Origin of the sequence: Pseudomonas abietaniphila (assembly GCF_039697315.1) — a bacterium.
In the GTDB taxonomy this organism is placed as follows: Bacteria; Pseudomonadota; Gammaproteobacteria; order Pseudomonadales; family Pseudomonadaceae; genus Aquipseudomonas; species Aquipseudomonas abietaniphila_B.
In genome coordinates, this window is record NZ_CP155619.1 from 2,394,578 (window position 1) to 2,417,079 (window position 22,502).

19 protein-coding genes and 1 pseudogene are annotated in these 22,502 nt (G+C 60.7%); 11 read left to right on the top strand and 9 right to left on the bottom strand.

The genetic code is table 11. The features are described from left to right. Nucleotides 1-173: 173 nt before the first annotated feature. Entirely contained in the window at nt 174-653 is a 480-nt protein-coding gene (locus ABDX87_RS10525; RefSeq protein WP_346832810.1) for an NYN domain-containing protein, read from the bottom strand. A gap of 423 nt (nt 654-1,076) precedes the next feature. After that, nucleotides 1,077-1,883, bottom strand: a complete 807-nt coding sequence (locus tag ABDX87_RS10530; protein ID WP_346832811.1) for a DUF2076 domain-containing protein — start codon at nt 1,881-1,883, stop codon at nt 1,077-1,079. A 192-nt stretch (nt 1,884-2,075) separates the two neighbouring features. Between ABDX87_RS10530 and ABDX87_RS10535 the strand changes: the two genes are divergently transcribed. After that, nucleotides 2,076-2,735 carry a YciC family protein gene (locus ABDX87_RS10535; protein ID WP_346832812.1) on the top strand — a complete coding sequence of 220 codons (660 nt, stop codon included), beginning with the start codon at nt 2,076-2,078 and terminating at the stop codon, nt 2,733-2,735. A gap of 9 nt (nt 2,736-2,744) precedes the next feature. After that, nucleotides 2,745-3,836 carry an endonuclease/exonuclease/phosphatase family protein gene (locus ABDX87_RS10540; RefSeq protein ID WP_346832813.1) on the top strand — a complete coding sequence of 364 codons (1,092 nt, stop codon included), beginning with the start codon at nt 2,745-2,747 and terminating at the stop codon, nt 3,834-3,836. 139 nt (nt 3,837-3,975) lie between these two features. Here the strand turns inward: ABDX87_RS10540 and hrpB are convergent, their stop codons facing one another. Further along, nucleotides 3,976-6,507, bottom strand: a complete 2,532-nt coding sequence (gene hrpB, locus ABDX87_RS10545; RefSeq protein ID WP_346832814.1) for an ATP-dependent helicase HrpB — start codon at nt 6,505-6,507, stop codon at nt 3,976-3,978. A 142-nt stretch (nt 6,508-6,649) separates the two neighbouring features. On the opposite strand from hrpB, the gene ABDX87_RS10550 reads away from it, so the two are divergent. Together ABDX87_RS10550 and ABDX87_RS10555 are read left to right on the top strand one after the other, a co-directional pair. Then, on the top strand, nt 6,650-7,075 hold the full coding sequence (locus ABDX87_RS10550; protein WP_346832815.1) for a polyribonucleotide nucleotidyltransferase: 426 nt from the start codon (nt 6,650-6,652) through the stop codon (nt 7,073-7,075). Nucleotides 7,076-7,105: 30 nt separating this feature from the next. Then, entirely contained in the window at nt 7,106-8,011 is a 906-nt protein-coding gene (locus ABDX87_RS10555) for a cation diffusion facilitator family transporter (protein ID WP_346832816.1), read from the top strand. 626 nt (nt 8,012-8,637) lie between these two features. On the opposite strand, the gene ABDX87_RS10560 is transcribed toward ABDX87_RS10555, so the two are convergent. Beyond that, nucleotides 8,638-9,426: a DUF6515 family protein gene (locus tag ABDX87_RS10560; RefSeq protein WP_346832817.1), complete on the bottom strand. Its 789-nt coding sequence runs from the start codon at nt 9,424-9,426 to the stop codon at nt 8,638-8,640. Between ABDX87_RS10560 and ABDX87_RS29205 the strand changes: the two are divergent. The 3 genes and pseudogenes from ABDX87_RS29205 to ABDX87_RS10575 all read left to right on the top strand — a co-directional run. Next, nucleotides 9,352-9,816: pseudogene (locus ABDX87_RS29205) on the top strand (hypothetical protein); the annotation flags it as partial. The gene ABDX87_RS10560 and the pseudogene ABDX87_RS29205 sit on opposite strands and share 75 nt — an antisense overlap. A gap of 428 nt (nt 9,817-10,244) precedes the next feature. Next, nucleotides 10,245-10,724: an Lrp/AsnC family transcriptional regulator gene (locus ABDX87_RS10570; RefSeq protein ID WP_274135417.1), complete on the top strand. Its 480-nt coding sequence runs from the start codon at nt 10,245-10,247 to the stop codon at nt 10,722-10,724. 56 nt (nt 10,725-10,780) lie between these two features. Continuing rightward, nucleotides 10,781-10,987 carry a DUF2788 domain-containing protein gene (locus ABDX87_RS10575; RefSeq protein ID WP_346832819.1) on the top strand — a complete coding sequence of 69 codons (207 nt, stop codon included), beginning with the start codon at nt 10,781-10,783 and terminating at the stop codon, nt 10,985-10,987. 161 nt (nt 10,988-11,148) lie between these two features. Here ABDX87_RS10575 and ABDX87_RS10580 read toward each other — a convergent pair whose 3' ends face one another. The 4 genes from ABDX87_RS10580 to ABDX87_RS10595 form a co-directional block, all read right to left on the bottom strand. After that, the gene (locus ABDX87_RS10580) at nt 11,149-11,781 is read right to left on the bottom strand and encodes a pseudouridine synthase (protein ID WP_346832820.1); all 633 of its coding nucleotides are present in this window, start codon (nt 11,779-11,781) and stop codon (nt 11,149-11,151) included. A 76-nt stretch (nt 11,782-11,857) separates the two neighbouring features. Further along, complete coding sequence (gene amn, locus ABDX87_RS10585; protein WP_431061226.1) at nt 11,858-13,330, bottom strand: AMP nucleosidase; 1,473 nt, start codon at nt 13,328-13,330, stop codon at nt 11,858-11,860. A gap of 345 nt (nt 13,331-13,675) precedes the next feature. Beyond that, a complete protein-coding gene (locus tag ABDX87_RS10590; protein ID WP_346832821.1) occupies nt 13,676-15,322 on the bottom strand; it encodes an acyl-CoA dehydrogenase family protein in 1,647 nt (548 codons plus the stop codon). 89 nt (nt 15,323-15,411) lie between these two features. After that, a complete protein-coding gene (locus ABDX87_RS10595; RefSeq protein WP_346832822.1) occupies nt 15,412-17,379 on the bottom strand; it encodes a sensor histidine kinase in 1,968 nt (655 codons plus the stop codon). Nucleotides 17,380-17,707: 328 nt separating this feature from the next. On the opposite strand from ABDX87_RS10595, the gene ABDX87_RS10600 reads away from it, so the two are divergent. From ABDX87_RS10600 to ABDX87_RS10615, 4 genes are all read left to right on the top strand, one after another. Next, nucleotides 17,708-18,505 carry a hydroxymethylpyrimidine/phosphomethylpyrimidine kinase gene (locus tag ABDX87_RS10600; protein WP_346832823.1) on the top strand — a complete coding sequence of 266 codons (798 nt, stop codon included), beginning with the start codon at nt 17,708-17,710 and terminating at the stop codon, nt 18,503-18,505. 23 nt (nt 18,506-18,528) lie between these two features. Next, complete coding sequence (gene thiE, locus ABDX87_RS10605; RefSeq protein WP_346832825.1) at nt 18,529-19,155, top strand: thiamine phosphate synthase; 627 nt, start codon at nt 18,529-18,531, stop codon at nt 19,153-19,155. Between the two features lie 57 nt (nt 19,156-19,212). Beyond that, the gene (gene hemL, locus ABDX87_RS10610; protein ID WP_346832826.1) at nt 19,213-20,496 is read left to right on the top strand and encodes a glutamate-1-semialdehyde 2,1-aminomutase; all 1,284 of its coding nucleotides are present in this window, start codon (nt 19,213-19,215) and stop codon (nt 20,494-20,496) included. A 376-nt stretch (nt 20,497-20,872) separates the two neighbouring features. Further along, on the top strand, nt 20,873-21,436 hold the full coding sequence (locus ABDX87_RS10615) for a tetratricopeptide repeat protein (protein ID WP_346832827.1): 564 nt from the start codon (nt 20,873-20,875) through the stop codon (nt 21,434-21,436). A 621-nt stretch (nt 21,437-22,057) separates the two neighbouring features. Here ABDX87_RS10615 and ABDX87_RS10620 read toward each other — a convergent pair. Beyond that, the gene (locus ABDX87_RS10620; protein WP_062384926.1) at nt 22,058-22,384 is read right to left on the bottom strand and encodes a DUF1820 family protein; all 327 of its coding nucleotides are present in this window, start codon (nt 22,382-22,384) and stop codon (nt 22,058-22,060) included. Nucleotides 22,385-22,502: the final 118 nt, after the last annotated feature.

Below are 22,502 nucleotides of genomic sequence, written 5' to 3' on the forward strand. Positions count from 1 at the left end.
TGTTGATCCACAGACTGTAGGAGCGTGGCTTGTCTCTGGGCCGCATCCGGACGATCTGCCGGGCACCGGCAGCAAAACCTGAAAACTCGTTATGCCTGATACACCAGCTGTACCGGCCTTACGGCTGCTGCGCAGCCGATCGCGGGACAAGCCTCGCTCCTACAGTTCGATGTTCAGCTTTTGAGCAGCAACCCGCCCTCGATCGGCACATACCGACTGGCCGCGCGGATCAGGGAATTGGCGGTCAGGCCCGGCACGCCGTAGGCCACGGCTTCGACGCCATGCCTACTGATGATGCGCTCGAGCAACAGGTCGAAATCCCCGTCGCCGGAGGCCAGCACGACCTCGTCGACGGTCGGCGCGACGTCCATGATGTCGATGGTGATCCCCACGTCCCAGTCGCCTTTGGCTGAACCATCGCTGCGCTGGATGTAGGGTTTGAGTTTGACGGTGAAGCCGAGATTGCGAAGGATCTGCTGGAATTGCTGCTGCTTGCTGTCGCCACGGTCGATGGCGTACGCATAAGCCTCGACGATTTGGCCGCGCTGGCTGATGTCCGCCCACAGTGCGGCATAGTTGAAGTGGCAACCATGAGCCTGACGCACGGTGTAATACAGGTTCTGTACGTCGGCAAACACCGCGATTCTTCTCACCCGATCTCCTCGATGCGCTGACAAGCGACGATGGTCCGACAGCCGGACCGGCGCTCAGTATGCCAGTTTGAGGAGGGGATTGAAGACTTCAGTATTAAACGGGGAGTACACATCAACGCAGAATTGAGCTGCGAACCAAAACCTGTGGGAGCGAATTCATTCGCGATACGCCAGGCCCGGCAACACAACTGCGGCGCCTGAAATATTTTTCGCGAATGAATTCGCTCCCACAGTGGTCCGCGTACGGTCAGGCAGACCGCATTGATCTTTCCCACGCTCTGCGTGGTAACGCATCCTGTGACGGTTCCCGTCACCCAAGATGGACGCGGAGCGTCCGGCAAGCCGTTCCCACGCGGAGCGCGGGAACGATCAAACCGTGGTCCGCGTACGGTCAGGCAGACCGCATGCGGTTTGGATCATTAGTCAGACGTAAGAATCGTCGTCATCGCCGCCAAACAGGCCGCCGCTGTCGTCGTTACCGTAATCGGTGTCCGCAAAGCTGCCCGCGTCATTGCCCCAGCCATCGTTGCTGGTCACGCGTTGCTGATCGTCACCCCAACCGCCGCTGTTGCCATTGCCGAAATCGCTCTCGGCCGCAGGCTGTGCAGGTGGCTGCTCGATGATCTCGACAATTTCCTGAGGCTGGCTGTTGTGGTGAAACAGGCTGCTGATGCCTTCAGCCAGCATCACACCACCGGCCACGCCGGCTGCGGTTTTCAGCGCGCCGCCCAGAAAACCGCTGCCGATTGGCGCAGCAGGAGCCTGTTGTTGCGGCTGGGCGTAGTTGCCCTGCGCAGGCGCGTTATACGGCGGAGGGCTGGCAGGACCACTGTCACGCCAACCGCCTGCAGACGGCTGCGGGCTGGACGGACGGGAGAACGATGACGCTGGCTGTTGCGCCTGTGGCTCGCGGGAACCGCCGCCGAAGATGCTCGACAGAAACCCGCCGCTGCTTTGAGCAGGCGGTGGTGTCTGCGCCCTGGCACGCTGGAGTTCGGCCTGCAATTGCTGGATTTGCTCGTCGCGTTGACGGTTTTGCGCTTCCATCTGTTTGAGCGCAACTTCCTGAACCAGGATCGCCTGCGCCATGTAATAAGGTGCGGTAGGCTGCCGGGTCAGGTGCTCCTTGATCAGCGCCTCGGCCTGGGCGTCTCGGGGGGCCGAATCGGTTTCTGCTTGCTTGAGTTTGGTAAACAAGCCGTCGATCAGGGTTTGCTCTTCGCTGTTCATGGCGACCTCGTTAGATTGCCGTAGGAATTCTGTGACTGACCACAGTGTCAGACATAAACAGTAATGGGGCGTTTCAAGGGCGTTTCAATAGGATGTAAAAAAAGTTAAGAACCCTTGAAGGCGTGTGTCACGTTGGCCCGCTCACCGGCTCTACGTTAAAGTGTCGGCCTGCTTTTTCCCTGTGAAGCTTTCATGAATCCTCTGACCATCGTTCAAGACTCGCTGTACTTCTTCCGGCGTAATTTCGCCAGCATTCTGACGTTGTGCCTGCCGCTGGTGATCCTTGAGGCACTGAGCAAACAGGTGCTGGGCAGCGCGGTGGGCGATGGATCGGCGAGCTGGCAATTGCTGATCGGCCTGCTGTTCTACCCGCTGTACACCGGCGCGCTGATTCTGTTTCTGGACGCGAAAAGCCGGGGCGAAGAACCTGCCAAACGCAACCTGCTGGCGGCGACGCTGCGCATGTGGCCCACCTTCGCCGTGCTGACAGCCTTGAGCACCCTGCTGATCATGGCGGGCCTGTCGCTGTTCATCGTTCCGGGCGTCTGGGTGATGATCAAGCTGGTGTTCTCCGAATACCTGCTGGTGCTGCGCGGCCTCGGTCCGCTGGAGGCGATGCGTGAAAGCTTCAAGATGAGCAAGGGCCACGTGGTGCGGATTCTGGTCTGTGTGCTGTTCGTCTACATTCCGCTGTCGGTGCTAGAAGGGTTGAGCTTCTACGTACTGCCCGATCAGCGAAGCCCGCTGCTGTCGCTGATCGTCGACAGCGTTTCCAGCTTCCTGCAGCTGTTCATCAGCGTGGTGATGTTCCGGCTGTTCATGCTGATCGACGAGCCCGCGCAGCCGGCCTGAGGAACGCCGATGTCCCGGTTACTGCGCGCTGCCCTCTTCCTTGCCCTGTTTGCGGTGTTCATGGGCGGCTTGATCTACGAAGTGACCTGGCATCCCGCCCGGCACGAGCGCATGCCTGTCAGTTGCAATGCAAAAGACGTGGCACCGCCGACGCTGGTACCCGGACAGGCGCTCAAGGTGATGACCTGGAACATCCAGTACCTGGCGGGCAAACGCTACGTGTTCTGGTACGACATGGCGGACGGCAGCGGCCCGGACGAACGCCCGACGCCGGAAGACATCGCCTACAACCTCGACGAAGTCGCGCGGGTGCTTCGTGACGAACAGCCGGACATCGTGCTGTTGCAGGAAGTGGATGACGGCGCCAAGAACACCGACTACGTGAACCAACTGGCGCTGCTGCAAGAACGGGTGACAGACCTTTACCCGTGCAGCACCGAGGCGTTCTACTGGAAATCCGATTTCGTGCCCGACAGCCACATTTACGGCAGCGTCGGCACCAAGCTGGCCACGTTGAGCCGCTATCAAATGGACAAGGCCGAACGCCTGCAACTGCCTTCGCCGGACGGCAACCTGATCGGGCGACAGTTCGACCCCAAACGCGCGCTGCTGGTGAGTTACCTGCCAATGAACAATGGCCAGCATCTGGCAGTGGTGAATACCCATTTGGGTGAGTTCAAGCCAGGCGACGACACTGTGCAGCGTCAGGTCGCTGCCACGACTCAGTTGCTGAATGCGTTCGAACAGGCAGGTACGCCATGGATCAGCGGCGGCGACTTCAACCTGCTGCCCCAAGGTCAGTATCAACGTCTGCCGGCCGGGCAGCGCGAGCATTACGCGCCCGACAGCGAGCTGCACGCCCTGTGGGACAAATACCCGATGATCCCGAGCAATGAAGACGTCAACGGAGACGAACCCCGCGAGTGGTACACCCGTTTCCCCAACGACCCACGGGTAAGCGGGCCTGATCGCACGCAGGATTACCTCTTCTACAGCCCGACGCTCAAGCGCGTGGATGCACAGGTTCGTCAGGCAGACACCTTGCTGATTTCCGATCACCTGCCGGTGATCGCACGGTTCCTTCTGCCGGCTGGTCAATAAGCTCAGTGAAGCCAATCCCCTGTGGGAGCGAATTCATTCGCGAAAAAACGTCTGGACGATAGTGATGTATCGCCTGTGCGCCCTCATTGCGAATGAATTCGCTCCTACAGTCTGATCCCGCAGGGCTGACGGTCGTGTATCACTTCCTCGGTTTCACGCGCGCGGTCGGCTCGGCAATCAGCGGATCATCAGGCCAGTAATGCTTTGGATAACGCCCTTTAAGGTCTTTCTTGACCTCGGCATAGGTGCTGCGCCAGAAGTTGGCCAGATCCTGCGTCACCTGCACCGGGCGCCGTGCGGGAGACAGCAGGTGCAGTTTGACGATCTGTCGGCCGTTGGCGATGCGCGGGGTGTCGGACAGGCCGAACAGCTCCTGCAACCTGACCGCCAGGATCGGCGGGTATTCGCTGTAGTCCAGACGCACTGACGAGCCAGACGGTACGCTCAAATGATGCGGGGCCTGTTCGTCAAGACGTTGCGGCAACGGCCAGGGCAACAGGTTATGCAGGATCGATGACAGGTCCAGATTGCCGAAATGACTTAGCCGCGTGACCTTCCCCAGATACGGCAGCAACCAATGCTCGAGCCTCTCAAGCAGAGCATCGTTGCTGACGTCCGGCCATTCGCTGCTGCCCTGCTTTTCCAAGTCCAGGTGACGCAGCAGCCCTACCCTTGCCTGCCACTGACGCAACTCTGGCGTCCATGGCAGAAGCTCCAGCCCTTTGCGCCGTACCAGCGCCAGCAGCGCCTGACCTCTGGCAGAATCGTCCAGGCCGGTCAGCGGCTCACGACTGATGATCAACTCGCCCGCCTTGCGCTGCCGCTCGGCGCGGAACACACCTTCGCGCTCGTCCCAATCCAGCTGATCAAACGAAGTGACCTGCTCAGACAGCACTGAATCGAACAGCGCAGGATCGAACTCGGCCGCCAGGTAAATACGCTCTTCTTTCTGCCCCTGACGGCTGCCCAGGTCCGCAATCACCAGCCAAGGCTCTTTCATCAACGCATCGGGCTCCGAGAACAACGCCGCCCGCCCGTTGGCCAGGCGATATTCGGCGCCGCCTGCCCGACGCTGTTGCGCCACCCGGTCGGGGTACGCCAGCGCCAGCAAGGCGCCGAGCCAGCGAGGATGATCGGGATCGGTGACGGGCGTTTTCGGGGCACCTCTGAGGTAACCGCGATACTGCCTCGACAGCTGTTTCGCCCGCTGCACGCCACCTTGCGCACCTCGGGCCGCCCGTTCTGTCCCGGCAAGCAGCGTCAGGCGGCTGTGCAGATCGGCACCCGCGCCACGCAGGATGTCGCGCTCACCCAGTAACGCGGCGACGTCGCACGCCAACGGCCCGAGGCCCAGTTCCTGCCCGCGAAGCAACAAATGCCCGATGCGGGGATGAGCAGGCACTTCTGCCATCGACTGGCCGTGGGACGTGAGTTTCCAGTCTTCACCCGGCTTGCGGCTGAGGGCGCCGAGGCGACCGAGTAGATCCTGCGCCTGCGCATACGCCGCTGCCGGCGGCACGTCCAGCCAGACCAGTTGCGCAGGCTCAACGCCCCAGCGCGCCAGTTGCAGCGCCAGTCCCGCGAGGTCGGCCTGGAGGATTTCCGCCGCACCGTAGGCCGCCAGCTGTTCATGCTGCGCTTCAGACCACAGTCGATAACACACGCCCGGCTCAAGACGACCTGCACGGCCTGCCCGTTGAGTCGCGCTGGCCTTGGAGATGCGTTGCGTGTCGAGTCGCGTCATGCCACTGCCCGGATCGAAACGCGGCACACGCGCCAGGCCGGCATCGATCACGACGCGCACGCCGTCGATGGTTAAACTGGTTTCGGCGATGTTGGTCGCCAGCACCACCTTGCGTTTGCCGCTGGGCGCCGGTTCGATCGCCGCGCGCTGCGCGCTCAGGTCCAGCTCGCCATGCAGCGGGCAGAGCATGACATCGCTACGCTCGCCCAGCGCGTCGGCCAATTGCTGATTGACCCGGCGAATCTCCGCCTGCCCCGGCAGGAACACCAGCACACTGCCGGATTCATTGCCCAGCGCATCAAGCACCGTTTGCACCACGCGCGCTTCGATGAACTCGCCAGGCTGGAAGGGACGGCCCCACTGCATCGTTACCGGAAACATCCTCCCTTCGCTGCTGACCACCGGCGCATCGTCGAGCAGGCTCGACAGCCGTTCGCCCTCCAGCGTCGCGGACATCAGCAGAATTTTCAGCGGCTGCTCATCCCTGAACAGCGCACGGCCATTGAGACTCAAGGCCAGTGCCAGGTCCGCGTCCAGACTGCGTTCGTGAAATTCATCGAAAATGAGCAACCCGACGCCTTCCAGCGACGGGTCTTCCTGCAGGCGGCGCGTCAGAATGCCTTCGGTCACGACTTCGATGCGGGTGTTGGGCCCGACCTTGCTGTCGAGGCGAATCCGGTAACCCACGGTTTCACCGACCTTCTCGCCCAACTCTGACGCCAGCCGCTCCGCCGCCGCACGCGCCGCAAGCCGCCGAGGTTCGAGCATGAGAATGGTGTGTCCCGCCAGCCACGCTTCGTTCAACAGCGCCAACGGCACGCGCGTGGTCTTGCCCGCGCCGGGCGGCGCTTCGAGGACAGCTTCGTCACGGTCGGCAAGGGCCTGGTGCAACGCAGGCAGGACGGAATCAATGGGCAGAGAAATCATGAGGGCTCCCGAAACAGACCGCGATTATACGGACGCACGTCCCGGATTGTTTACCCGGACACAGAACCGTCTCCTGGGTTGGATAGTCTTATTGATTAGGCATTTGCCTTGTATAGTTACGACTTCCTCTGAGGAGATCTCCATGCGCATACCTTCCCGTTTGATCGGCGGTGTTCTGATTGCCAGCCTTCTGGCCCAACTCACCGCCTGCGGCAGTATTTTTTACCCTGATCGCCGCGGTCAGATCCAAGGCAGCGGCAGAATGGACCCTGCCATCGTGGTGCTCGACGCCATCGGCCTGCTGTTCTACATCATTCCCGGCGTGATCGCGTTTGCGGTCGACTTCGCCACCGGCGCCATCTACTTGCCGAGCGGTAAACAGGCGCAGATCGATCCACAAAAACTGCAGCCTGCGGTGCGCGCTGACGGCACGGTGGACAACGCCAAACTGCAAGCCATCATCCAGACTGAGCTGGGCCGTACGTTGCCACTGGACGATCCACGCCTGATTCAGCACAAAGGCAGCACCGAGCAACTCGCGTCGCTGGGCCTGATACCGTCGGCCTGATGTTTCAATGTTGTCATTTAAGGAAGCGCCATGAGCAGCAGCCCTGAACACGCCCGGTTATTGCGTCTGGCGACGCGGGCATCGCTGGCCGTCGCCAGCATTCTGATCGTCGCCAAGGCTGTGGCCTGGTGGCTGAGCGGCTCGGTCAGCCTGCTCGCGGGCCTGACGGACTCGCTGCTCGATGGCGCGGCTTCGTTTCTCAATCTGTTGGCTGTGCATTACGCGCTACGCCCCGCCGATGATGACCATCGTTACGGGCACGGCAAGGCCGAAGCGCTGTCCGGCATGGCTCAGGCGCTGTTCATTGCCGTAAGCGCCTTCCTGATCGGCTTTCAGGCCATTGAACGCATCCAGCATCCGCAACCGTTGGGCGCGCCCGGTCTAGGTATTCTGGTGATGGTGCTGTCGATCGCTCTCACGGTGATGCTGCTGATGTTCCAGCACAAGGTCGTGAAGGAAACCGGCTCTGCGGCCATCCGCGCCGACTCATTGCATTACCGCTCCGACCTGCTGCTTAACGCCAGCATCATGGTTGCGCTGGGTCTGGCGTATTTCGGCTATGACCAGCTGGATGCGTATTTCGGCCTGGTCATCGCGGTGTACATCCTCTGGAGCGCGATCTCGATTGCACGGGAAACCGTCTCGGTGCTGATGGACACCGAGCTTGAGCCCAGCGTCAGCGCTCGCATGCTGGAGTTGGCACAGAACGTACCGGGCGTGCTCGGTGCTCATGATCTGCGCACCCGAATCTCGGGCAACCACTGGTTCGTGCAGTTGCACCTAGAGCTGCCCGGCGAGTTGACGCTCTCCGTGGCGCACGATCTGTGCGAGCAGGTTGAACGGGCGATCATTGCTGAATTCCCAAAGGCCGAAGTGCTGGTGCACGCCGACCCTCAGGAAGTGGTGAACAGGGCGAGCAGTCCAATCTTGAGCTAAACAGCTGTTTAGCCAAGGACAGTCGCCGATTTCACTGCGGACAAATGACCTGTGGGAGCGAGCCTGGTCTGGGCGGCATTACGACGAATGCGGTGGATCGTCGACATTGATGGTGAATGAACCACCGCGTTCGCGGCCCTCGTAACCTCGGACTGCTCCTACAGGGACCGCGGGTTTGCGAGAATCGGCGGAGAACGCGTGACCTGTGGGAGCGAGCTTGCTCGCGAATAGGGGGTGTCAGTCGACGTTAATACAACTGACCCATCGCGTTCGCGGCCCTCGTAACCTCGGACTGCTCCTACAGGGATCGCGGGGTTGCAAGAATCGGCGGCGAACGCGTGACCTGTGGGAGCGAGCTTGGTCTGGGCGACATTCCGACGAATAGGGGGTGTCAGTCGACGTTAATGCAACTGACCCATCGCGTTCGTCCGAGTGCGGCCCAGGCCCTCGTAACCTCGGACTGCTCCTACAGGGATCGCGGGGTTGCAAGAATCGGCGGCGAACGCGTGACCTGTGGGAGCGAGCTTGCTCGCGAAAGCGGCTGTGCGTCCGACATATTTTCGGAGTCGGAGCCACCACATTCACGACCACGCTCGCTCCCACAATTTCAAGCGAGCGACACAGTCCTACTGCTGAACACTGTACCCGCGGCTCGCATAACATCCGGCCATGGCCTGGCGGTAAATGCCGACGACTTCGGGCGCGGGTTGATAGCTCGCACTCGCCGGATCGAAGTTGCTTTGCTGCACCGCATAGCGATAACAGTCATAGTGATCCTGCTCGACCTGCTGCTGCGTCTGGCCATTGGCCGGATACGCCACCACGTCGAACGGGTCGGCGGGCTGCTGAGGCGGTTGCGGCAGGGTTTCCGGGCTGTACACCGGTTCGACGCCCTGCGGTGGTTCGGCAACCACGTATTCCTGAGTGCTTTGCTCGTAGGTGTAATAGGTGCCGGCGGCGAGGAAGAACAGCGCGCTGCCTAACCAGACCTGCTGTGCATAGTCAGGCAGATAACGCACCCGAACCCCGCGCGGTGGAGCGACCACGACATAGCGCGGCCCCTGCGGGCGATACCAGTAGCCACCCGAGTAGAAGTAGTCATTCCCGCGATACGGAACGCGGGAATAGCCACCGGGCATACGGTCTATTTCATAACCTGGGCGATAGCGCGGTCCGCCGCCCCAACCGTCACCATGACCACCCGGCCGACCGGCCTGCCAATTTCCATGGGGTTGCTGGTCACGCGGGAGGTCTCGGTAAAACCCCTGGCGTGGTTGTTCGGTCTGGCGCACGGTGTCGGGCCGACTCTGGATCGGCAGGTTGCCCTGACGGTCCTGTAACTGGCGCTGCTGCAACCGCTGTTGCTGCTGGCGTTGTTGTTGCTGAAGCTGCTCCTGGCGCTGCTGCTGTTGCATCTGCTGCTGTTGCTGCTGATTGCGCTCGCGCTCCTGCTGCTGACGCTGCTGATCGAAGCGCTGCTGCTGGTTCTGCTGAATCTGCCGCTGCTGATTGAGTTGTTCCTGCTGGCGTTGTTGCTGGTATTGCTGCTGTTGCTGCTGGCGTTGTTGCTGCTGCCCTTGGTCGTACTGCATTTTTTGCTGTTGCTGAGTCTGCTGCTGGCGCTGCACCTCAAAGCCGCGTTGCTGCTGGCGTTGCTGCTCATTGTGTTGCTGTTGCTGGTTGTTATCGTCGGCCAGCACCTGAGCACTGATGCTCAAGGCCAAAAGACTGACACCTGTCAAACGCCAGATGCGCATGTTCATGCTTTCCTCACTGCGGCGCGGATACCTGTTAATAGGACTGCATTCTGGGTGCGCCGTTCGCCGCACTCTATCAGCGCGCCGAAGGAAACTGTAGGCGTGAGCGTGGTTGCGATGGGGCAGCTCTGTGCCGAACTCACCGCTACAAATCGCGGGCATAAAAAAAGAGGGCCCATGGGCCCTCTCTTGAATGCTTCGTCCTGGCTCGACGCTTTTGACGCCGGCTCACCTCGCATCGTCTTCTGGACAGTGCGTAGCCCGGTGGCCTGGTCAACCCTGTTGGGCTGGAGGCCGCGGCTGGCCTGATTCGGCGGGCCGCGCTGGACGCTGTGTCCGGGCAGTGATTCTGGTTAAAAGAATAGGCTTTGACGGACGACAGAGGATTGCGAATGTTGCTGACGAAAACACCACTTGCGCAATTTTTACCCTCGGATCAATAATTCAGCGCAATCGATCCTATAAAGGTGTCAATCGTGAGCAAGCTCGATAGATATGACCTGAGCATTTTGGCGGAGCTGCAACGCGACGCGCGCATTTCCAATCAGGAGCTGGCCGAACGCATCGGCCTGTCCCCCTCGCCCTGTTCACGTCGAGTCAAACAACTGGAAGACGACGGCTATATCGTGCGCCAGGTCGCGCTCCTTGATCGCAAAAAACTGGGCCTGAGCCTGACGGCGTATGTGTTGATCGGCATGGACCGTCACACGCCCGACCGCTTCGAGAACTTCGAACAGCACATCCGCAACCTGCCGCAAGTGCTGGAGTGCAGCCTGGTCACCGGCATCGATGCCGACTATCAGCTGAAGGTCGTGGTGCCGGACATGGATCACTATCAGAAATTTCTGCTCGGCCATCTGACCCGTATCGATGGCGTGACCAGCGTTCGCTCGAGCTTCGTGCTCAATCAGGTTCTGGCCAGCACCGAACTGCCGTTGGTGCACCTGCGCAGCTGACGTGCAATCAGACAGCCCTATAATCGCCAGTCATACCGACTCACCGGAGGCGCCCGATGGAACCCGAAGTGTTCGAAGAATGGATGATGACCATTCTGGTGACCGTACTGATCGGCTTCATGTGTTTCATCGTCTGGGACCTGGCGAAGAAATCCAAAGCCGGACGGTTTGGCACGATGATCCTCTTCGGCGTTCTCGGCCTTGGGGTGCTGGCGTTCGTGATCAAGAGCGTGGTGATTGCCTACCTTGAGCAGCACCCATAAACCTCAGGCCAACTGAACATTCCTGTGGGACCGAATTCATTCGGGAGAGGCCGGTACATCCAATACACAATCATCGCCCGCCCCGCCGTCTCGCGAATGAATTCGCTCCCACAGTGGATCGCGCTCAGCAGTAAAACGTGTGACCGCTTCATTCCATGCAGTCAGAGTTTCGCTGGCACTTCCTTCCACTGACCTTGATCCAGCCCCTCGATGCTCCACTCGCCAATGCGCACCCGCACCAGCCTCAACGTCGGCAATCCAACGGCAGCGGTCATTCGGCGCACCTGCCGGTTGCGGCCTTCCTTGATGATCAACTCCAGCCAACTGGTCGGCACGCTCTTGCGAAACCGGACCGGAGGGTTACGCGGCCATAACTCGGGTTCATCCAGTTGCCGCGCCTGCGCGGGCAACGTCGGGCCGTCGTTCAGTTCGACGCCATCGCGCAGCTGTTGCAACTGCACCTCCGACGGCTCGCCTTCTACTTGCACCCAGTAAGTCTTGGCCAGCTTGTGCTTCGGGTCGGCAATGCGCGCCTGCAATTGGCCGTCGTTGGTCAGCAGCAACAGGCCTTCGCTGTCGCGATCCAGGCGGCCTGCCGGGTAAATCCCGGGTATGTCGATGAAATCCTTGAGCGTGGCCCGACCTTCTCCATCGCTGAACTGGGTCAGGACATCGAACGGCTTGTTGAACAGGACCAATCGCGGTTCGGCGGGAGGCGCCTTGGCGACACGACGGGGTGCGGCAGAGGCATTGGGCGCGGGACGGCGCGAGGCGGGGCGTTGAGTGCGAGGCATGTGGGCTCAGACTGACGGAGGTAAGCGAAAACAGAAAGGGCCACTTTAGTGGCCCTTTCGCTAAACGCCTAGCCGATTAACGGAACGGCGGCTCGTCGAAGCTGCGCAGTTTGCGCGAGTGCAACGAGTTCAGCTGCGTGCGCATCAGGTCCAGCGCCGCAATGCCGATCTTCAGGTGCTGAGTGACCGCGCGTTCATAGAAGGCGTTGGCCGAACCCGGCAGCTTGATTTCGCTGTGCAGCGGCTTGTCCGACACGCAAAGCAGCGTCCCGTAAGGCACCCGCAGGCGATAGCCCTGAGCGGCGATGGTGCCGCTTTCCATGTCCACGGCGACCGCCCGGGACAGGTTGATCAGCGGTCGCTCCTGCGCCCAGCGCAGTTCCCAGTTGCGGTCGTCGTACGTCAGCACGGTGCCGGTGCGCAGGCGTTTCTTCAGGTCGTCGCCACGTTCGCCGGTGATCTGTGCCGCAGACTCCTGCAACGCCAACTGCACTTCCGCCAACGCCGGGATCGGGATGTTTGGCGGCAACACACGGTCAAGAATGCCGTCGCGGCGCATGTAGGCGTGGGCCAGCACGTAGTCGCCAATGGTCTGCGACTGACGCAGGCCACCGCAGTGACCGATCATCAGCCAGCAGTGTGGACGCAGGACGGCCAGGTGGTCGGTGATGTTCTTGGCGTTGGACGGGCCGACACCGATGTTGACCAGCGTCACGCCGTGACCGTCTTCGGCAATCAGGTGGTAGGCCGGCATCTGATAGCGGTGCCAGACCACACTCGAAACGATGGCCTGGGCCTCGCCGTAATCCATGCTCTTGTCGACGACGACGTTGCCCGGCAGCACCATTTTCACGAAGCGCGGATCGTCGCGCAGTTTCTCAAGCCCGTGAACGATGAACTGGTCGACGTAGCGGTGATAGTTGGTCAGCAGAATCCACGGCTGAACATGACGCCAGTCACTGCCGGTGTAATGCACAAGACGACGCAGCGAGAAGTCGACACGGGCGGCGTCGAAGAGCGCCAGCGGCAGTGGATCGGTGTTGGCCCAATCGTACAAGCCGTCAGCGATGCCGTCGGTGGCGGCGGACAGGTCGGTGCTCGGGAACACCCGCGCCAGCGTCGCGGCGGTCACGCCTGTGCCTGCGAGCTCGTCGCCCTGCTCGACCACATACGGATAAGGAATGTTCTGCTCGCTGACCCCGACTTCCACCGTCACGGTGAAGTCATTCATCAGCGGCACGAGCTGTTCGATCAGGTACTTGCGGAAGGCTGCCGGGTGGGTCACGGTGACGCTGTAGGTGCCTGGCAGTTGAACCTTGGCGTACGCGCGCGTGGTGAGCGGCACTTCGCCCTGACAGTGGTAGGTCAGGCGTAATTCTGGATAGCGGAACAGCTTGCGCTCGGCGGCGTCGGGCTCGACGCGGTCCTTGAGATAACGCTTGAGCGCCTGGCTCAAGGCCGTGGTTGCACGTCCGTGCAGCTCGGCAAGCCGATCCACAGCTTGCTCGGCGGTTTCTACGACAATAAAAGCTTCAGTCACGATGCGCATCCTTCTGATCTTGCAAGGCTCCATCTTGCCTGCAACGGAAGGGGAAGGCACGAGTTGTGTCAGGAACACTGCTTCGCGACCGTCGTAACCTCCGATGGCTCCTACAGGGACTTACACCCGCCGCACGATCACCGGCCGACCGAAAAAACCTGTGTAGGCGCGTGGCTTGTCCCGCGATCTGGCGGGAACCGCCAGCAATGGCTGCAAACTCAATAGTCCTGACACCACCATGGCGTAGGTTTACGACCGCTGCGCAGCCGATCGCGGGACAGATTGGAGCGCCACCCCGGCGGCTCCTACGCCCTCCGGGCACAAGCAGATTTCCTACATTCTCAGATCAACGTTTCAGACTTGCGGCGACGACCTGGCCACCAATGCCTCGACATCCACCCCTCGCGGCAGCGCGCCGTATACCCGTCCCGGTTGCTCGATACGCCCGGCAATAAAACCGTCGCTGACCACCGAATTTCCCGCTTCCAACAGCAGTTTGGCCTCCAGCCCGACGGCGATGTCTTCGGTCAACTGTCGCGCGCGGTACTGGATGTCGGAGGTGTCCTTGAACGCCGTTTTCAACTGCTCGATGTGCGTCGCAAGGCGTCTGTCCCCGTGACCATCGCCCAGTTCGTCGAACAGCGCGTCGAGCACGCCCGGCTCTTTGGACAAGGCCCGCAGCACGTCCAGGCACTGCACGTTGCCAGAACCTTCCCATGTCGAGTTGACCGGCGCTTCTCTATACAGACGCGGCAAAATGGTGTCTTCGACATACCCCGCCCCGCCCATGCATTCAGCCGCTTCGTTGATCATCGCGGGCGCGCGTTTGCAGATCCAGTATTTGCCCACCGCCGTCACCAGCCGGGCGAACCGCGCTTCATGCGCATCGTCCAGACGCTCCAGCGAGCGCCCCATGCGCAAGCTCAGCGCCAACGCCGCTTCGCTTTCCAGCGCCAGGTCGGCCAGGACGTTCTGCATCAACGGCTGCTCGCTGAGCAGACGACCGCTGACGCTTCGGTGCGCGCAATGGTGCGCGGCTTGAGTCAGCGCCTGGCGCATCAAGGCGCTGGAGCCGGTCATGCAATCGAAGCGGGTCATGGCGACCATCTCGATGATGGTGGGCACGCCGCGCCCTTCCTCACCGACCATCCACGCCAGCGCGCCACGAAACTCGACTTCACTGGAGGCGTTGGACCAGTTGCCCAGCTTGTTCTTCAAACGCTGAATGTAAAACTCGTTACGGGTGTCGTCCGGGCGATGGCGCGGCAGCAGGAAACAGGTCAGCCCTTTGTCAGTCTGCGCCAGCGTGAGGAAGGCGTCGCACATCGGCGCCGAGCAGAACCACTTGTGGCCCACCAGCTCATAGGCCTGTCCAGGCCCCGGTTGACCCACCGGATACGCCCGCGTGGTGTTCGCACGCACGTCGGTGCCGCCTTGTTTCTCGGTCATGGCCATGCCGATGGTGGCGCCCGCCTTGTGGGCGATGCCGACGTTACGCGGGTCGTACTGGGTCGCGAGAATCTTCGGCAACCAGACGTCTGCCAAATCAGGTTGCAGCTTGAGCGCAGGTACGCTGGCAAATGTCATGGTCAGCGGACAGCCACTGCCCGCCTCGGCTTGCGTGTGCAGGTAACTCATGGACGCGCGGGCGACGTGGGCGCCTTTGCGAGGATCGGTCCAGGGCAGCGAGGGGATGCCGTGCTCGACGGCGGTTTGCATCAGCTGGTGATAGGCGGGATGGAATTCGACCAGATCGATACGATGGCCGTAACGATCATGGCTGGCGAACACCGGTTTATTCTGGTTGGCGAGGAAGCCGGCTTCCATCAACGGCCCGCCCGCCAAGGCACCGTAAGCATCGATCTTCGACTGCGCCCATCCGGCACCGAAGCGCGTCGACCACTCCTGCAACGGCAGGTCGATGCGATACAGGTTGGCACCCTCCAGTGACGGGGGCTGGTTAGTAACCTCGTGGGTCTCGGCGAACTGATGCAGGTTCATAAGGCGACTCCGGTCCGGTCATTGCGCAGCGAGCGCAGATGAAAGCCAGTGAATCACGCACCCGATCACGAAAAAAGCGCCATAGCCGACTAAATAACGGCGCTTTTGCCCTCTTTTGCCCGCACCACATCCAGGCTCAACCGGAACTGGCTGCCAGTGCCCGGCTCGGACTGATGACTCAGGCGACCGCCCTGCAACTCGATCAACTGCCGACAGATCGCCAGCCCGATGCCCAGACCGCCATACTCGCGCGTCATCGAACCGTCCACCTGATAGAAGTTGGCGTAGAGCGTCTCTTCGTCCAGGCGACTGAAGCCGATACCCGTGTCGATCACATCGACCAGCAGGCGCACGTGTTGCGAATCAGTGCACTGACCGTTGACGCGAATCCTGATTGAACCGGCCTTGGTGAACTTGACGGCGTTGTCCATCAGGCAGTCCAGACACTGGCGCAGCTTCAGCGCATCGCCTTGCAGGCTGTCCGGCAGGTTTTCGTCCAGCTCGATGCTCAACGTCAATGCCTTGCTGCGGGCAAGGGGTTCGAATGCGCTGCGCACCTGAAACAACAGATGGCGCAGGCTGAAGGCTTCGTGCTGCACACTGATCCGTCCGGCCTGAAGCTCGGTCAGGGTCAGGATGCCGTTAACGATGCCCATCATGTTCTGCGCAGAATCAGCAGCCGTCTGACGATACAGCTCGATGTCGTCTTCGGCGCCATCCATTTGCATCAGTTCCAGCGACCCGATAACGCCGTTCATCGGTGTGCGGAGCTCGTGGGTGAGCGTGGCCAGAAACTCATCCTTCAACCGGTTACTCACGGCCAGCTGCTGGTTGAGCTTTTCAAGGTCTTTGCTCGATTGCGCCATGATTTGCGCCTGACGCTCGCGCATGGTGTTGATGCGATCGGCCAACGCCAGCGACAGCAGCGCAACCTCCACCACGGAGCCGATCTGGCTGGCGTACATCGTCCAGAAATTGTTCGGCAAATGCCCCAGCAGCATGGTGGCGTTAATCACGCCACCGATCAGGAACGCCGACCAGGCAAAGATGAAATACCGTGCAACCCGCCGCCCTTTCAGCCAGGCAGCGATGCCGATCAAGAGAATGATCGGCGTAAAGATCAGCACCAATGCCGTGACCAGGCGCAGCGCAATTCCGTAATCGGTGGTGAGCGACAGAACCATGATCCCCGCCGAGCACGCCATCATCAGCCACAGTGGGCCGTCCATCCAGAAACCCAGCCGGGGCGTCTGCAGGAATTTGCGGGCGAACTGACTGGCGAACAGGATCGCGGCGGCAATCAGAAACGTCGTGGACGTGTTGGCCCACCATGGATCATCCGGCCACAGAAATTCGATCCCCGCGCCATTGACCGATACCTGATACAGACCGAAGCAGGTGATATAGAGGATGTAATAAAGGTAGCTGGTGTCCCGCACGCTCAGGTAGATGAACAGGTTGTAGACCAGCATCACCGCCAGGACGCCGTAAATCATCCCGAGGATGTACAACCGCGACGGCTGCTCCTCGATGTACGCGTGGCTGGCCCACAGATTGAGCGGTGCCTGAACGGAGCCATGACTCTCGACGCGCACGTACGCGGTCTTGCTCTCATTGGCTTTCAGGTTCAGGTCGAACAGGTAGTTGTTCTGTTTTATCTGGCGACTCTGGAAAGGCAGCATGTCGCCGGTTTTCCAGGTCAGGCTCGGCTGCGCGGTATCGCTGGCCAGATAAAGGTCCACGTGATCCATCGGCGGGTAGGCCAGCTCAAGGAGCCAGTCAGCCGATGCCACGGGATTGGTCGGGCGATAGGTCAATTGCACCTTCAGCCAGAACGCTGAACGTGAATAACCGGCGTTGAGCGACCCGGTGTCCAATGCACGAAACTTAGCGGCGCCTTCAGGCGAAGACACGTCCTCAATCGTGGCGGTACCGCTCGGGTCTTCAAACACCAGAGTCGCACGGCCCAACGGCAACGACCGGGTGTTTTCGTCGAACTCGACTGCGCTGGCCAGCATCGGCAGCAGCATGAAAATCAGCGTCAGTAAAAAGCGCATGCAACACCACCCGCTTCATTCTGGGCGGCGTGGTGAATGCCCCGTTCCATTGGAGACAGCATGATCCTGAGAGGGGCCAACAGGCTTAACGGGCAACGCACTTGCATTCACTCTTATGGCAGGGACGACGAACTAGGCCAACAGCATAGCGATTGATAGCTAGATGACACCATCTTAATCGTCGCACGCCAAGCTTTCCTTTTCCTTTCAAGACGATCGGCACACGCATCCCCGAAAATACCGGTCTAGAGCCTTACAGCACCTGACGGCGAAAAATCTCCGGTCGACCAGCGGCCCGGCAAAAGCTTTAGTGGTAAGCTCGCGCACCATGAATATCTATAGCTCCCGCCCCGTTGTCCTCTGTCTCTCCGGCCACGACCCCAGTGGCGGCGCCGGCTTGCAGGCAGATATCGAAGCCCTGCTCGCGCAGGGTTGCCACGCCGCTCCTGCGGTCACTGCACTGACCGTGCAAGACACCGTGAATGTCACTGACTTCCGGGTCCTCGACCGCGAATGGGTGATGGCTCAAGCCAATGCCGTGCTCAACGATTCGACGGTCGCAGCCGTGAAGCTGGGGATGCTCGGCTCACTGGAGATGGTGGACACCGTGGTCGAGCTGCTTGAGGCCCACCCGCATCTTCCGCTGGTGTGCGATCCGGTGTTGCGCGCTGGTGGTGGCGGACGACTGGGCAAGGATGAGGTCGGCTATGCGATGCGCGAGCGCTTGCTGCCGCTGGCCACCATTGCCACGCCGAATCTCCCTGAATCGCGCATCCTCGCCGAGCTGCCCAATGGCACGGCCGACGAATGCGCAGAAAAGCTGCTGCCCTTCTGTGAGCATTTGCTGATCACGGGCGGCCATGGCGACGAGCACGAGGTGCATAACCGTCTTTACCTGCGCAATGGCCAGTCGCGGACATTTACCTGTCAGCGCCTGCCAGGCAGCTATCACGGTTCAGGTTGCACACTGGCCAGCGCCCTGGCCGGACGTCTGGCGCTGGGTCAGGACGTGATCAGCGCCGTGCAAACCGCGCTGGACTACACTTGGCGCACGTTGCGCGACGCGGAACAACTGGGCAAAGGCCAGTTCGTCCCTCGCCGTCTGCCGCTGGATTTTTGCTCGTAACGCCACGATAAAGAGGCACCTTCATGAAACTACGTGGCTTGTATGCCGTGACCGACAGTCAGCTGTTGGCCGGCAAATTCCTGTCTTATGTCGAAGCCGCCCTCGAGGGCGGTGTGACCCTGCTGCAATACCGCGACAAATCCGGCGACGAAACCAAACGCCTGCGCGAAGCCTCGGCGCTGCTCAAACTGTGCGAACGCTACAAGACCCGCCTGATCATCAACGATGACGCCGAAGTCGCCGCGCGCCTCGGCGTGGGCGTGCACCTGGGCCAGACCGATGGCTCGTTGCCGGACGCCCGGGCGTTGCTCGGCCACAAGGCCATCGTCGGCGCCACCTGCCATGCGCAACTGGAGCTCGCCGACAAAGCCAAAGCCGATGGCGCGACCTATGTCGCGTTCGGTCGCTTTTTCAACTCCACTACCAAGCCTGGCGCGCCGGCCTGCAGCCTCGACATGCTTGACCAGGCGCGCAAACGCATCCATCTGCCGATTGCCGTCATCGGCGGCATCACCCTGGAAAACGCCGCGCCGCTGGTGGCCCACGGTGCCGACCTGTTGGCCGTGGTGCATGGCCTGTTCGGCGCTGACAGCACCCAGGAAGTGACACGCCGCGCGCGCGCTTTCAACGATTTGTTCAAGTCGGCCTGATCCCGAATCTGGCCGGCCGCACGCCCTCTTACGACCGATTCAAACAGAGACCTCATCATGTCCCGTTCTGAAACCTTGTTTGCCAACGCCCAGAAACACATCCCCGGTGGCGTCAACTCGCCGGTTCGCGCCTTCAAAAGCGTCGGTGGCACCCCGCTGTTTTTCAAACATGCCGCTGGCGCCTACGTCACCGACGAAGACGACAAGCGTTATGTGGATTACGTCGGCTCGTGGGGCCCGATGATCCTGGGTCACAGCCACCCGGATGTGCTGGACGCCGTGCGCAAGCAACTGGAGCACGGCCTCTCCTATGGCGCGCCAACCGCGATGGAAACCGAAATGGCCGATCTGGTCTGCTCGATCGTGCCGTCGATGGAAATGGTGCGCATGGTCAGCTCCGGCACCGAAGCGACCATGAGCGCGATTCGACTGGCGCGCGGCTACACCGGCCGTGACAGCATCATCAAATTCGAAGGCTGCTACCACGGCCACTCCGACAGCCTGCTGGTCAAAGCCGGCTCCGGCGCCCTGACTCAGGGCGTGCCGAGCTCTGCTGGCGTGCCAGCGGCGTTCGCCAAACACACGCTGACCCTGCCGTTCAACGACATCGACGCGGTCAAGGCGATGCTCGCGGAAGTCGGCCAGGAAGTGGCGTGCATCATCGTCGAGCCTGTCGCGGGCAACATGAACTGCGTGCCGCCTGCGCCCGGCTTCCTGCAAGGCCTGCGTGAAGAATGCGACAAGTACGGCGTGGTGCTGATTTTCGACGAAGTGATGACCGGCTTCCGCGTTGCCCTCGGTGGCGCTCAGGCGTACTACGGCGTCACCCCTGACCTGAGCACCTTCGGCAAGATCATCGGTGGCGGCATGCCGGTCGGTTGCTTTGGCGGCAAACGCGAAATCATGTCGCACATCGCGCCGCTCGGCCCGGTCTATCAGGCCGGCACGCTGTCGGGTAACCCGTTGGCGATGGCGGCCGGTCTGACCACCCTGCGCCTGATCAGCCGTCCTGGTTTCCATGACGAGTTAAGCGCCTACACCACGCGCATGCTCGAAGGCTTGCAGCAGCGTGCGGACGCGGCGGGGATCCCGTTCGTAACCACGCAGGCTGGCGGTATGTTCGGCCTGTATTTCACCGACGCCAAGGCAATCGTCACCTTCCAGGACGTGATGAGCAGCGACGCCGACCGCTTCAAGCGCTTCTTCCACGCGATGCTCGAAGGCGGCGTGTACCTGGCGCCGAGTGCGTTCGAAGCTGGCTTCACCTCGATCGCCCATGGCGAAGCAGAGTTGCAGTTGACGCTGGATGCCGCCGAGAAGGCGTTTGCGAAGCTGAAGTAATGAGCCACCGGTGAAACGACGGCTGCTCAAAACTCGTAGGAGCGTGGCTTGTCCCGCGATCTGTCGCGCAGCGACAGCAGAATCGGTGAACGCGGAGTGTCAGAGATAATCGCGTCAGTAGGGGTTACTGCCGGTACCCGGCAGATCGCGGGACAAGCCACGCTCCTACAGTTGAACTGCGTTGTTCTCGGGTTATTTTGTTAGATATTTACTTTCGCAGATCGGCCAGACCGCCTGAATACAGGCGAATCAAGCCCGCGCAGCAGAAATTCTGCAAAGACTTTGTAAGGTTGGCCCTGCTTATTTCATAATGCGCAGCCAGCACGTTTAGCTGGACGGGCATGCCCGCACCTTTTTCAGAGGTAAGTCGACTTCCATGAACCGCACCGGCCGCACCCTTGCATTGGGCTGCCTGTTGCTTCTTCATCCCCTGCTGGCGAACGCAGGTGGCAACTCGTTGTTAATCCCAGCGGTGGGTCGTTGCACCCTCAATACCCAGCCAGACAACCTGCCCGCAGCGTTGTCGGCCTGCCAGCAGGCGGCACAAGGCGGGGATGCGCAGGCGCAATACGAGTTGGGACAGTTCTATTACGACGGCAAAAGTACGCCGCGTGATCTCACTCAAGCGCTCAACTATTTCGAACAGGCTTCGTTACAGGGTCATGCACAGGCGCAGTATCAACTGGGTCTGATGTTTTTCCGTGGCGAGGGCGTCCAGGCCAATAATATTCAGGCTTACATCGTGCTGAAGATGGCGGCGGTCAACGGTTCGGAAGATGCGCTGGATCAGGCCGACGAAGTGTCGGAGCAGATGAAGAAGGAAGATCTGGAAGTGGCGACCCAAGTATTGGGACAGATCTTCCGCAAGTATCTGCTCGAACTGCAAACGGCTGAAGGGCGTACGCCGTTTGCGCCTTTTCCTGATAGCAACAAGCCCTGAATCTATTTCTTCTGAGAGTGCGGCTGAGCAGAACGGGTGAATTGGGTGTATATCCGTTATCGAGGGTGATGCCTATGCCCCTTTCCGCCCTTACGGCGGGTCACTTTTTCCAAGAGCCGAAATGTCGGACCACGAAAAAGTAACCAAAAAGGCCTGCTCCTGGTTTGGCCCTCCTCCGTCGGGTTCCTTCACTCCGGCGATGCCTGCACCCAAGTCGCGATGTGTTTCGTCTGGACTATCGAGTACGAAGATCAAAAGCAAAGCAAGAACAGAGCTGCGAATGACCGCTCTGCTTTTGATTCTGCCGAAGGCGTAGGAGCGCGGCTTGTCCCGCGATCTGCCGGGAACCGGCAGCAATCCCTGTGAATACGGTGTGTCAGGTACAACCGAGTCGTCTGATTTTGCTACCGCTGCGCGGTAGATCGCGGGACAAGCCACGCTCCTACAGGTAGTGCGTCAAGCTGATGTTTCTGTTTCTACTGTTGATTTTGCTTTCGACATCAAGGGTGCAGACACCACCTACAAAAATGACCCGCTGTAAGAGCGGGACCGTAATCCGCCGTTACCGCAGAAACGGATATTCACACCATCCAAAAGCCAACAATCAGAAAACCAGAAAACCTACTTATCAGGCATCGGCATCGGAAACGGCATCACATTCCCGGTCTGACGCGCCTCGCTGATCTTCGCCGTCCCCATCCGCTCGACCTCATCGATGCGCACGATCGAATGCATCGGCACGAAACTGCGCACCACACCGTCGAACTGCGCCTTCAACTTCTCTTCGCTAGGGTCCACCACCACCGTCGTACGCTCACCAAAGACGAACTCCTCGACCTCCAGGAAGCCCCACAGATCACTCTGATAGATCTGCTTGGCGTACATTTCGTACACCTGTCCCTGGTTGAGAAAAATCACCTTGTAGATTGGAGCTTCGCGTTTGGTCATAACAGGCAGGCAATGATCGGGGTTTGAAAAAGGGCGCGAACTATAACATGCCGCTCGGTAGACGACGCTAGGAACCCGAGGCCATGGTCACTATAATGCGCGGTTCTTTGAATCACCT

What these genes read in the sequence shown, in the direction of transcription:
- ABDX87_RS10590 (WP_346832821.1), bottom strand. Translation starts at nt 15,322, where the DNA reads ATGAACCTGCATCAGTTCGCCGAGACCCACGAGGTTACTAACCAGCCC.
- hrpB (WP_346832814.1), bottom strand. Translation starts at nt 6,507, where the DNA reads ATGATTTCTCTGCCCATTGATTCCGTCCTGCCTGCGTTGCACCAGGCC.
- hemL (WP_346832826.1), top strand. Translation starts at nt 19,213, where the DNA reads ATGTCCCGTTCTGAAACCTTGTTTGCCAACGCCCAGAAACACATCCCC.
- ABDX87_RS10620 (WP_062384926.1), bottom strand. Translation starts at nt 22,384, where the DNA reads ATGACCAAACGCGAAGCTCCAATCTACAAGGTGATTTTTCTCAACCAG.
- ABDX87_RS10535 (WP_346832812.1), top strand. Translation starts at nt 2,076, where the DNA reads ATGAATCCTCTGACCATCGTTCAAGACTCGCTGTACTTCTTCCGGCGT.
- ABDX87_RS10600 (WP_346832823.1), top strand. Translation starts at nt 17,708, where the DNA reads ATGAATATCTATAGCTCCCGCCCCGTTGTCCTCTGTCTCTCCGGCCAC.
- ABDX87_RS10540 (WP_346832813.1), top strand. Translation starts at nt 2,745, where the DNA reads ATGTCCCGGTTACTGCGCGCTGCCCTCTTCCTTGCCCTGTTTGCGGTG.
- thiE (WP_346832825.1), top strand. Translation starts at nt 18,529, where the DNA reads ATGAAACTACGTGGCTTGTATGCCGTGACCGACAGTCAGCTGTTGGCC.
- ABDX87_RS10560 (WP_346832817.1), bottom strand. Translation starts at nt 9,426, where the DNA reads ATGCAACAGCAGCAGCGCCAGGAGCAGCTTCAGCAACAACAACGCCAG.
- ABDX87_RS10580 (WP_346832820.1), bottom strand. Translation starts at nt 11,781, where the DNA reads ATGCCTCGCACTCAACGCCCCGCCTCGCGCCGTCCCGCGCCCAATGCC.
- ABDX87_RS10615 (WP_346832827.1), top strand. Translation starts at nt 20,873, where the DNA reads ATGAACCGCACCGGCCGCACCCTTGCATTGGGCTGCCTGTTGCTTCTT.
- ABDX87_RS10595 (WP_346832822.1), bottom strand. Translation starts at nt 17,379, where the DNA reads ATGCGCTTTTTACTGACGCTGATTTTCATGCTGCTGCCGATGCTGGCC.
- ABDX87_RS10530 (WP_346832811.1), bottom strand. Translation starts at nt 1,883, where the DNA reads ATGAACAGCGAAGAGCAAACCCTGATCGACGGCTTGTTTACCAAACTC.
- ABDX87_RS10575 (WP_346832819.1), top strand. Translation starts at nt 10,781, where the DNA reads ATGGAACCCGAAGTGTTCGAAGAATGGATGATGACCATTCTGGTGACC.
- ABDX87_RS10550 (WP_346832815.1), top strand. Translation starts at nt 6,650, where the DNA reads ATGCGCATACCTTCCCGTTTGATCGGCGGTGTTCTGATTGCCAGCCTT.
- amn (WP_431061226.1), bottom strand. Translation starts at nt 13,330, where the DNA reads ATGCGCATCGTGACTGAAGCTTTTATTGTCGTAGAAACCGCCGAGCAA.
- ABDX87_RS10555 (WP_346832816.1), top strand. Translation starts at nt 7,106, where the DNA reads ATGAGCAGCAGCCCTGAACACGCCCGGTTATTGCGTCTGGCGACGCGG.